The following is a 9,747-nucleotide window of genomic DNA, read 5'->3' as shown; positions in this document are numbered from 1 at the left end:
TGTGTATAAGAGACAGGTCCGGGAGTGACAGGGCGCTCGCTCCCCGATCAACCATGGGCCTTACCTTGCCAGGGTTTGGCCAAATCTTCGACTTCTCGTCACGGCCGAAATGTGAGCGGATCGAGTTGCCCGCGGCGGTCCTGGGAACCCCATAAGCGAAGGCGTCACGCAGCGTCACAAGCCGAGGGAAGGGAGGCGGCGACATGGAGTGGTTCACCGCCCCCGAGTACTGGATGAGCCGAGTGGTCTTCCAGCGGGCGCTGGCCGTCGTGTATCTCTTCGCCTTCCTGAGCGCGGCGTTGCAGTTCCGCGCGCTGATGGGCGAGCGCGGCATGCTGCCGGTGCCCCGTTTCGTCGCCCGGGTGCCCTTCCGGCGGGCACCGAGCGTGTTCCACTTCCACTACTCCGACCGTTTCTTCGCGGTCTGGGCCTGGACCGGCTGCGCGGTCTCGGCCGCGCTCATCGCGGGCCTGGACGGTCAACTGCCGCTCTGGGGCGGCATGCTGCTGTGGCTCGTCCCCTGGGTGATGTACCTGTCGATCGTGAACGTAGGGCAGACCTGGTACTCCTTCGGCTGGGAGTCCCTGCTCCTGGAGGTCGGCTTCCTCGCCGTCTTCCTGGGCAACGACGAGGTCGCCCCATCGATCGTGGTGCTCTTCCTGCTGCGCTGGATCCTCTTCCGCGTCGAGTTCGGGGCCGGTCTGATCAAGATGCGCGGCGACGCCTGCTGGCGGAAGCTGACCTGCCTCGACCACCACCACGAGACCCAGCCGATGCCGGGCCCGCTGAGCTGGTTCTTCCACCATCTCCCGAAGCCCCTCCACCGGGTGGAAGTGGCGGCCAGCCACTTCACCCAGCTCATCGTCCCCGTCCTGCTTTTCGCCCCGCAGCCCATCGCGACGGCCGCCGCGGCCCTGATGATCGTCACCCAGCTGTGGCTGGTCCTGTCGGGCAATTTCGCCTGGCTGAACTGGATCACGATCGTGGTCGCACTGTCGGCCCTGGACTACGGAGTGACGCGAGGACCGTCGGACGCCCCGCTCTGGTACGAGATCGTGGTCCTGGCCGTCGCCGCCGGACTGGTCGCTCTCAGCTACCGCCCGGCCCGCAACCTGGTCTCGCACCGCCAGGTCATGAACCGTTCCTTCGACCCGCTCCACCTGGTCAACACCTACGGGGCGTTCGGCAGTGTCAGCCGGCTGAGGTACGAGGTCGTCCTCGAGGGCACGCTGGACGAGGTCCCGCGCGCGGACTCCGAATGGCGGGAGTACGAGTTCAAGGGCAAGCCGGGTGATCCCCGGCACTGGCCGCGCCAGTTCGCCCCGTACCATCTGCGCCTCGACTGGCTGATGTGGTTCGTGGGGCTCTCCCCCGCGTACGCCGGCGCCTGGTTCGGCGCCCTGGTGGAGCGGCTGCTCGAGAATGACCGGGACACCTTGCGGCTCCTGCGCCGCTCCCCGTTCCCGGCGGACCAGCCGCCCAGGTACGTACGCGCGAGCCTGTACCGCTACCGGTACACGACCTGGCGCGAGCTGCGCGAGACGGGCGCCTGCTGGCAGCGGACGTACGTACGGGAGTTCCTGCCCCCCACCCGGCTCGAGGCCGCCGTTCAGAGGGCGTAGACGCGCCTCGCGGTGTCCGAGAAGACCTCGGCCCGCTCGCTGTCGCTCAGCCCGGCCGTCAACTCCTCGGCGGCGTCCAGCGCTTGGGCGTACGACGCGGCCAGTGTGCAGACCGGCCAGTCCGAGCCGAACATCAGCCGGGACGGGCCGAAGGCCTCCAGCACCGTGTCCGCGTAAGGAGCCAGGTCGCGCACCGTCCAGCTCTTCGGGTCCGCCTCCGTCACCAGGCCGGACAGCTTGCAGACGGTGTTGGGCAGCGCGGCAAGCGCGCGCACCTGGCTGGCCCAGGGTTCGAGTTCTCTCGAGGCGATGGGCGGTTTACCCAAGTGGTCGAGGACGAAGGTGAGTTCGGGGTGGCTTTCGGCGGCCTTCACGCAGGCGGGGAGCTGGTGCGGCAGGACGACCAGGTCGTAGACGAGGCCCGCCGCGGCGACGGCGGTGAGTCCTCGGCGTACGTCCGGGCGCAGCAGCCACTCGGGGTCGGGTTCGCCCTGCACCTGGTGGCGGATGCCCCGCAGATACGCGCCGCCCGGGAGTTCCGCAAGCCGCGCCAGCTTGTCGGCGACGTCCGGCCGGGTCAGGTCGGTCCAGCCGACCACTCCACCGATCAGCTCGCTCTCCTCCGCGAGGGCCAGAAACTCCGGGGTCTCCTCGGGGACGGTGATCGTCTGCACCAGGACCGTGCGGCCGACTCCGGCGGCGCGCGTCTCGGGTTCGAGGTCGGTGAGGGTGAAGTTCCGCCGGAGCGGCCGGAGTTCGGGCCCGGTGATCCAGTCCTGGTCGCGTACGGAGAGGTCCCATACGTGGTGGTGGGCGTCGACGATCGTACGTCCCGTCATGGCAGCTCCCAGACGACCGGCAGGCCTGCCTCCGCGCCCTCGGACGAGTAGTCGTGTTTCACGTCGAGGAGCTCGGCCATCCGTGCCTGCCAGGCGATGTTGACCGGCAGTTTCTCCAGCTCGGCGAGGAGCCGCCCGTAGTCCTCGCACTCCAGGACATGGAAGAGGTCGGTACCGCTGCGCCAGATCGTCCAGGAGGTGGCACCGGCGGCGCGGATCGCGTCCGTGAGCTCGACTGGCACCTCGCGGTGGGCGGCCTCGTACTCGGCGATGCGGTCGGCGCGGACCTTGGTGTGCAGGGCGATTCTCACGCGGGCTCCTCTCCTGCGACGGGGGCTTGTACGGGGACTGGTGCCTCCTCGGGCAGCAGCTTGGCCTCCCGCAGTTCCTGCCAGAACTCCGCCGGTACGTCCCTGGCGAACTGCCGTACGGTGTCGCGGACTTCGTCCGCCGAGCGGGTGCCGACGAGGACGCTCGCGACGGCGGGGTGCGCGAGCGGGAAGGCGAGGGCGGCGGCGCGCAGGGTGGTGCCGTGGCGTTCCGCGATCGCCTTGATCCGCAGGGCTTGGTCCAGCAACTCCCTTGGCGCGGAAGCGTAGTTGTACGTCGCTCCCTGCTTCGGGTCCGCCAGGAGGCCCGAGTTGAAGGCGCCGCCGATGACGACGGATGTGCCGCGTTCGTGCGCGGACGGCAGCAGTTCGGTCAGGGCCCGCTGGTCGAGGAGCGTGTAGCGGCCCGCGCACAGCACCACGTCGACGTCGGTGTCGCGGACGAAGCGGGTGAGCATCTCGGCCTGGTTCATACCGGCGCCGATCGCACCGACGACGCCTTCGGACCGCAGCCGCTCCAGGGCGGGGTAGGCCTCGCCGAAGGCTTCGGTGGCGTGGTCGTCCGGGTCGTGGAGGTAGACGACGTCGACGCGGTCGAGGCCGAGCCGCTCCAGGCTCTCCTCCAGGCCCCGGCGTACGCCGTCGGCGCTGAAGTCCCAGACGCGGCGGTGGGTGGCCGGCACGGCGAAACCGTTGGCAAGGTCATCGCCTCCCCCGCTGAAGGGCTCCAGACGTCGGCCCACCTTGGTGGAGACCGTGTACCCGGACCGCCCGCGCAGCAGCGCGCCGACGCGCCGCTCCGACAGGCCGACCCCGTAGTGGGGGGCCGTGTCGAAGTAGCGGATCCCCGCGTCCCAGGCGGTGTCGAGTGCGGCGTACGCCTGCTCGTCGCTCACCGGCGTGAACAGACCCGCGATGCCCGCGGCGCCGAAGGCCAGCTCGGTGACCTCGACGCCGGACCGTCCCAGCAGCCGGGACCGGATCGGCGTGCGCATCACTGCCCCGCAGGCCGCAGCCGCAGCCCCTGCATGCCGCCGTCCACGGCGAGTGCCGTGCCGGTGGTCGCGCCGGACAGCGGGCTCGCCAAGTAGGCGATGGCGCCCGCGACTTCGGGCGCGGAGACGAGCCGGCCGGTGGGCTGGCGGGCTTCCAGGGCGGCCCGTTCGGCGGCGGGATCGTCCGCGGCGTCCAGGAGGCGGCCGACCCAGGGAGTGTCCGCGGTGCCGGGGTTCACGCAGTTGACGCGGATGCCCTCGCGGACGTGGTCGGCGGCCATGGCGAGGGTCAGCGACAGGACGGCGCCCTTGGACGCGGAGTACAGGGCGCGCTGTGGGAGGCCGGCGGTGGCGGCGATGGAGCAGGTGTTCACGATGGCCGCGTGCGCGGAGGCGCGCAGGTGGGGCAGGGCGGCGCGGGCCGTACGCACCATGCCGAGAACGTTGACGTCCAGGACCCGGTGCCACTGGGCGTCGTCGTTGTCCTCGACGGTGCCCTGGGCGCCGATGCCCGCGTTGTTGACCAGTACGTCAAGGCCGCCGAGGTCGGCGAGGGCGGACGCGACAGCCCGGCGTACGGAGGTGTCGTCGGCGACGTCCGCCTCGTATCCGAGCAGGGGTTTGTCGACGCTCGACGGGTCCAGGTCGAGGACGGCGACCTGGGCGCCGCGGGCGGCCAGGAGTTCCGCGGTGGCCCGGCCGATGCCGGACGCGCCGCCCGTCACCAGCGCCTTGAGCCCCGCAAAGTCCTGGGTGTCGGTCATGCCGCTGCCCCTTTCCGGCCGGTGAGCCGCTGATCGGTGGATGCCTGCTGGGCGAGGTCGGCGACCCAGAACGTGCCGCCGGGGAAGGTGAACTCGGCGAGGGCCTCAGGTCGCATGGTGGACGAGAAGCCGGGCGCGGTGGGTGCCATGTAGTGACCTTCCCTGATCACCACCGGGTCGAGGAAGTGGTCGTGCAGATGGTCGACGTACTCGATGACGCGGTCCTCGGTGGTCCCGGAGAGGGCCACGTAGTCGAACATCGAGAGGTGCTGGACGAGTTCGCACAGGCCGACGCCACCGGCGTGCGGGCAGACGGGGACGCCGAACTTGGCCGCGAGGAGGAGGATCGCGAGGTTCTCGTTGACGCCGCCGACGCGGGCCGCGTCGATCTGCAGGACGTCGATGCTCCCGGCCTGCAGCAGCTGCTTGAAGACGATCCGGTTCTGGACATGCTCGCCGGTGGCGACCTTGACCGGTGCGACGGCCTCGCGGATCTTGGCATGGCCGAGGACGTCGTCGGGGCTGGTCGGCTCCTCGATCCAGTACGGGTCGAAGTCGGCGAGCGCCTTGGTCCACTCGATGGCCTCGTCGACGTTCCAGCGCTGGTTGGCGTCGATGGCCATCCGGATGCCGGGGCCGACGACGGAACGGGCCACCCGGCACCGGCGCACGTCGTCGGCGAGGTCCGCGCCCACCTTCAGCTTGATCTGGGTGAAGCCGTCCTCCACGGCCTGGCGGGCAAGGCGGGTGAGCTTCTCGTCGGAGTAGCCAAGCCAGCCCGGCGAGGTGGTGTAGCCGGGGAACCCGCGCTCCTTCAGCAGTCCAACGCGCTCCGCTGCCCCCTCTCTGCCGCGTCTGAGCAGCTGGAGCGCGTCATCGGGGGTGAGGACGTCCGCGATGTAGCGGAAGTCGACCTGGGAGACGAGGAACTCAGGGGAGGCGTCGGCGAGCAACTGCCACAGCGGCTTCTGGGCGCGCTTGGCGGCCAGGTCCCAGACGGCGTTCAGGACGGCGCCGATCGCCATATGCATCACGCCCTTCTCGGGCCCGAGCCAGCGCAATTGGCTGTCCCCGGTCAGGTCCCGGGCCAACGACCCCGGATCCGCACACAGTTCGTCCACCGACCGCCCGAGAACATGCGGCCGCAGCGCGTCGATCGCGGCGACCTGAACCTCGTTGCCCCGCCCAATGGTGAAGGTGAACCCGTGCCCCTCCGCCCCGCCCTCGGCATCGGTACGCAGCACGACGTACGCGGCCGAGTAGTCGGGATCCGGATTCATGGCGTCGGAGCCGTCGAGCTCGCGCGAGGTCGGGAAGCGAATATCGAAGGTGTCGACCGCAGTGATGCGGGAAGCGGCAGGTGAGGCCACAGAAGTGCCTTTCGGTCCGGGACAGAGGTCGTGCGTCGGCGTCGTACGGAAACGGCGGCCAGGAGGCTTCTAGTCCTGCGCGCGGCCGGTCGTCACGCGAGCGATCATGAGGGCAACCAGGATGATTCCTCCGTAGATGGCTTGGATCCAGAAGGACGGGACCTGGGCGAGCGTGAGCAGGTTCTGGACAACCCCAAGAAGGAGGACGCCCGTAAGGGCGCCAAACATCGTGCCCTTGCCGCCATCGAGGCTGATCCCACCAATGACCGCCGCCGCGAACACCGTGAAGATCATGTTCTGCCCCTGGTTGGCGTTGATCGCGCCGACATAGCCGGTCTGCAACAGCCCACCCGCCGCGGCGAGCGCCCCCGCGATGACGAACACCGCGAGCATCACGCGATCGACCCGGATACCGGCCGCGCGCGCCGCGTCCGCGTTGCCGCCGATCGCGTACAGGGCGCGTCCCCAGCGGTGGTACCTGAGCATGAGGCCCGCGACACCGAAGGCCGCCGCCGCCAGCCACACCGAGAGGGGCACGGTCAGGAAGGTGGTGGTGGCCAGCGTGTAGAAGGCATCGGGCATGCCGAACAGTGTCTTGCCCTTGGTGGCGCCGACCAGCAGACCGCGCAGGACGATCAGCATGGCGAGCGTCACGATGAAGGCGTTGAGCTTGAACTTCACCACGAGTACGCCGTTGAAGGCGCCGATCGCCGCGCCCACGAGCAGGATCGCCAGCACGGCGAGCCCGGCCGGGAGGTCGGTGCCCCAGCCAGAGGCCGCGGCGGGCAGTACGAGCAGAGCGCCGACGGCGGGCGCGATGCCGACAACCGACTCAAGGGACAGGTCGAACTTGCCGGTGATCAGCACCAGCGACTCGGCGAGTACGACCATGGCGAGCGCCGCGGATGCCCCGAGGATCGAGATCAGGTTGCGCTCGGTGAGGAACGAGTCGTTGACGAACGCGCCGAGTACGAGGAGCAGCAACAGCGCCGGTACGAGGGCGAGTTCGCGGGCCCTTCGCAGAAGTACGGATTTGGCGTTGGCGCTGCTGACCTTCAGCGGCTGTTTGGAGGTGGCGGGCGAGGCCGACGGGGCCTTCGTGTCAGCCATGGTCCTGATCCACTCCTTCGATGGATGCGATGAGCTCGTGGTCGCGCCAGCCCGCGGGATGCTCGGCCACGACGCGGCCGTGGAAGAGGACCAGGACGCGGTCGCAGCGGCGCAGGTCGTCAAGTTCGTCGGAGACGACGAGGACGGCCGTCCCGTCGTCGCGGGCCGAGTCCACGCGGGAGAGCAGGGACTCCTTGGACTTCACGTCGACGCCCGCGGTGGGGTTGATGAGGACGAGAAGCCGTGGGTCGGAGGCGAGGGCGCGGGCCATGACGACCTTCTGGGCGTTGCCGCCGGAGAGGTCGGAGACGGGCTGGTCGGGGCCCTCCGCGTAGATGTCCAGCCGGTCGATCAGCTCGGTGGCGAAGCCACGCTTGCGGGCGGTGCCCACGAACCCGTACTTCCCGAGCCGGTCCAGGATGCTCATGGTGGCGTTGTCGCCGATGGTCATCCCGAAGACGAGCCCCTGGCCGTGCCGGTCGCGCGGGACGCAGCCGACGCCGGCCTTCAGTGCTCCCTGGACATCGCCGAACGGCAGCGGCGTGCCGTCCAGAAGTGCCGTTCCCGAGGTGGGGGTGTGCAGTCCGGCGAAGGACTCGGCGAGCGTGATCTTCCCGCTGGCACTGGAACCGGCGAGGCCGACGACCTCGCCGCGGCGAACGGTCAGGTCGACGTTCTCGTACGTGTCGGAGGTGAGGCCCTTCGCCTCCAGCACGACCGGCGCGTCGGCACCCTTGTCCTCCAGCACGGTGTCCGCGTGTTCCAGCACCGCTTCCGCGGCGGCCGCCTGCCGTTCGGCGACCGCCTCCCCCGCCATCGCCTCCACCAGCGCGCCGCGCGGCAGTTCGGCGACCGGTGCCGTGGTGATCCAGCGGGCGTCACGCAGCACTGTGACGGTCTGGCACACCTCGTACACCTCCTGGAGGTGATGCGAGATGAACAGGAAGGTGACGCCGGACTCCTGGAGCGCGCGCATGCGCGTGAAGAGGCGCTCGATCTCCCGGTTGTCAAGCTGTGCGGTGGGTTCGTCGAGGACGATGAACCGGGCGCCGAAGCTCAACGCCCGGGCGATTTCGACCATCTGACGGTCCTCGACCTTGAGATCGGCGGTACGCGCCTCCGGGTCGACGTGCACGTCCCAGGTCTGAAGGACCTCGGCCGCCTGCTCCTTCAACCGGCGCCAGCTGATGAAGCCGCCGCGCCCGGTGGGCTGCCGGTTGATGAAGAGGTTCTCGGCAACCGTCAACTCCGGGACCACCGTGGGCCGTTGATAGACGCAGGCCACCTTGCGCCGCCAGGCGTCCCGGTCGGCGAGCGCGGGCGCGGGCTCGCCGTCGAAGCGGACGGTGCCCTCGTCGGGGGCCTGGAGGCCGGTGAGGATGGTGACGAGGGTGGACTTGCCCGCGCCGTTGCGGCCCACGAGGGCGTGGGACTCGCCGGGGAGGACGGTGAGCTTGCCGTCTTGGAGGGCGACGGTGGGACCGTACCGCTTGGTGATCCCCCGCGCCTCCACGAGTGGGGTGCTCATCCGACCGTGTTCCCCCAGAGCTCCGGGTCGTCGACGTTCTCCTTGGTGACCAGGGGCGCGGGCAGCTGGTCCTCGAGGATGCCACTGGGCAGCTTGACGATCGTGGAGCCGTGGTCGGTCGGGCCCGGCTTGAACGTCTTCCCCTGCATCGCCTGCTTGATGTAGTACATGCCGTACTTGGCGTACAGGTCGGCAGGCTGCGAGACGGTGGCGTCGATCTCGCCCTTGCGGATGGCCTCGTACTCCTGCGGGATGCCGTCGTTCGAGACGATCGAGATGTGGCCCTTCTCGCCGGCCTTCTTCAGCATGCCCTTGGACTTGAGGGTCTGCAGCGTCGGCGCGAGGTAGACGCCGCCCGCCTGCATGTAGATGCCCTTGATGTCGGGGTTGGCGTTCAACAGGGTGTCGAGCTTGGAGGCCGCGGCGTCGGACTCCCACTTGGCGGGGATCTCCAGGACCTTCAGCTTCGGGTAGTTCTTCTTGACGCAGGCGCGGAACGCCTCCGAGCGGTCGCGGCCGTTGACCGAGGCGAGGTCGCCCATGATCTGCACGACCTTGCCGGAGGGGATCTGCTTTCCGAGGTACTCGCAGGCTTTCTCGCCGTACGCCACGTTGTTGGCGCGGACGACCATCGCGACCTTGCCCTTCTCGGGCGCCACGTCGACGGCGACCACGGGCACGCCCTTGCGCTCGGCCTGGTCGAGTCCGGCGGAGATCGCGGCGCTGTCCAGGGGGGCCACGACGAGGCCCTTCACGCCCTGGTTGAGCTGGTTGTTGATGTCGGTGATCTGCTGCGAGGGGTCGCTGTTGGAGTTGACGGTCTTGAGGGCGTCCACGTCCTCGGACTTCGCCATCTTCGGCACGTAGTCGTTGTACGACTGCCAGAACGGCGAGGTCAGCAGGGGCAGGATCACCCCGACCTTGCCTTCGCCGCCGCCGTCACCACCGGAGGCGACGCTGTCCTCGGTGCTGCCGCATGCCGCGAGCACGAGGGTGGCGCAGGCGGCCGCGGCCGCCGCTCGTAGGGGGGTCCGCCTCTTCCGCAGTCTCGGACCGGCTGTCTGTCGACTCATCCGTCGGCTCCTCATCGAGCGAGATCGAGCAGGTGCCCGATCGAGCGTGATCGAGCAGATGCCCGCATATTTATCAGACCACTTCCCCCTGACAACACCCTCAGACACCAAACTTCC

The 9,747-nt window shown here is 69.5% G+C and carries 9 protein-coding genes; 1 reads left to right on the top strand and 8 read right to left on the bottom strand.

Annotated elements, in window-relative coordinates; translation table 11 throughout:
• Positions 1-203 precede the first annotated feature (203 nt).
• Complete coding sequence (locus tag G6048_RS12470) at positions 204-1,622, top strand: lipase maturation factor family protein (RefSeq protein ID WP_165339554.1); 1,419 nt, start codon at positions 204-206, stop codon at positions 1,620-1,622.
• On the opposite strand, the gene G6048_RS12465 is transcribed toward G6048_RS12470, so the two are convergent.
• The 8 genes from G6048_RS12465 to G6048_RS12430 form a co-directional block, all read right to left on the bottom strand.
• Positions 1,610-2,461, bottom strand: a complete 852-nt coding sequence (locus tag G6048_RS12465) for an amidohydrolase family protein (protein WP_165339553.1) — start codon at positions 2,459-2,461, stop codon at positions 1,610-1,612. The two genes, G6048_RS12470 and G6048_RS12465, sit on opposite strands and share 13 nt — an antisense overlap.
• Positions 2,458-2,772: an L-rhamnose mutarotase gene (locus G6048_RS12460; protein WP_165339552.1), complete on the bottom strand. Its 315-nt coding sequence runs from the start codon at positions 2,770-2,772 to the stop codon at positions 2,458-2,460. Before G6048_RS12460 ends, G6048_RS12465 begins: the two co-directional genes overlap by 4 nt.
• Positions 2,769-3,785, bottom strand: a complete 1,017-nt coding sequence (locus G6048_RS12455; protein ID WP_165339551.1) for an aldo/keto reductase — start codon at positions 3,783-3,785, stop codon at positions 2,769-2,771. The genes G6048_RS12460 and G6048_RS12455 overlap by 4 nt, the downstream gene beginning before the upstream one ends.
• Positions 3,785-4,549 (bottom strand): SDR family NAD(P)-dependent oxidoreductase, encoded by a 765-nt coding sequence (locus tag G6048_RS12450; protein WP_165339550.1) that lies wholly within the window; start codon positions 4,547-4,549, stop codon positions 3,785-3,787. Before G6048_RS12450 ends, G6048_RS12455 begins: the two co-directional genes overlap by 1 nt.
• Positions 4,546-5,919 (bottom strand): L-fuconate dehydratase, encoded by a 1,374-nt coding sequence (locus tag G6048_RS12445; RefSeq protein ID WP_165339549.1) that lies wholly within the window; start codon positions 5,917-5,919, stop codon positions 4,546-4,548. Before G6048_RS12445 ends, G6048_RS12450 begins: the two co-directional genes overlap by 4 nt.
• Positions 5,920-5,988: 69 nt before the next feature.
• Complete coding sequence (locus G6048_RS12440) at positions 5,989-7,029, bottom strand: ABC transporter permease (protein WP_165339548.1); 1,041 nt, start codon at positions 7,027-7,029, stop codon at positions 5,989-5,991.
• Positions 7,022-8,557, bottom strand: coding sequence for a sugar ABC transporter ATP-binding protein (locus G6048_RS12435; RefSeq protein ID WP_165339547.1), 1,536 nt, complete (start codon positions 8,555-8,557; stop codon positions 7,022-7,024). Before G6048_RS12435 ends, G6048_RS12440 begins: the two co-directional genes overlap by 8 nt.
• Positions 8,554-9,630: a sugar ABC transporter substrate-binding protein gene (locus tag G6048_RS12430; RefSeq protein WP_165339546.1), complete on the bottom strand. Its 1,077-nt coding sequence runs from the start codon at positions 9,628-9,630 to the stop codon at positions 8,554-8,556. The genes G6048_RS12435 and G6048_RS12430 overlap by 4 nt, the downstream gene beginning before the upstream one ends.
• Between the last annotated feature and the right edge of the window lie 117 nt (positions 9,631-9,747).

This window comes from Streptomyces ureilyticus, from assembly GCF_011045025.1.
Classification (GTDB): Bacteria; Actinomycetota; Actinomycetes; order Streptomycetales; family Streptomycetaceae; genus Streptomyces; species Streptomyces ureilyticus.
This window is presented reverse-complemented; position numbering and strand designations above follow the sequence as displayed.

Bases quoted from the DNA above. Each gene is read 5' to 3' on its own strand.
- G6048_RS12470 (WP_165339554.1), top strand. From the start codon at position 204: ATGGAGTGGTTCACCGCCCCCGAGTACTGGATGAGCCGAGTGGTCTTC.
- G6048_RS12465 (WP_165339553.1), bottom strand. From the start codon at position 2,461: ATGACGGGACGTACGATCGTCGACGCCCACCACCACGTATGGGACCTC.
- G6048_RS12455 (WP_165339551.1), bottom strand. From the start codon at position 3,785: ATGCGCACGCCGATCCGGTCCCGGCTGCTGGGACGGTCCGGCGTCGAG.
- G6048_RS12450 (WP_165339550.1), bottom strand. From the start codon at position 4,549: ATGACCGACACCCAGGACTTTGCGGGGCTCAAGGCGCTGGTGACGGGC.
- G6048_RS12440 (WP_165339548.1), bottom strand. From the start codon at position 7,029: ATGGCTGACACGAAGGCCCCGTCGGCCTCGCCCGCCACCTCCAAACAG.
- G6048_RS12435 (WP_165339547.1), bottom strand. From the start codon at position 8,557: ATGAGCACCCCACTCGTGGAGGCGCGGGGGATCACCAAGCGGTACGGT.
- G6048_RS12430 (WP_165339546.1), bottom strand. From the start codon at position 9,630: ATGAGTCGACAGACAGCCGGTCCGAGACTGCGGAAGAGGCGGACCCCC.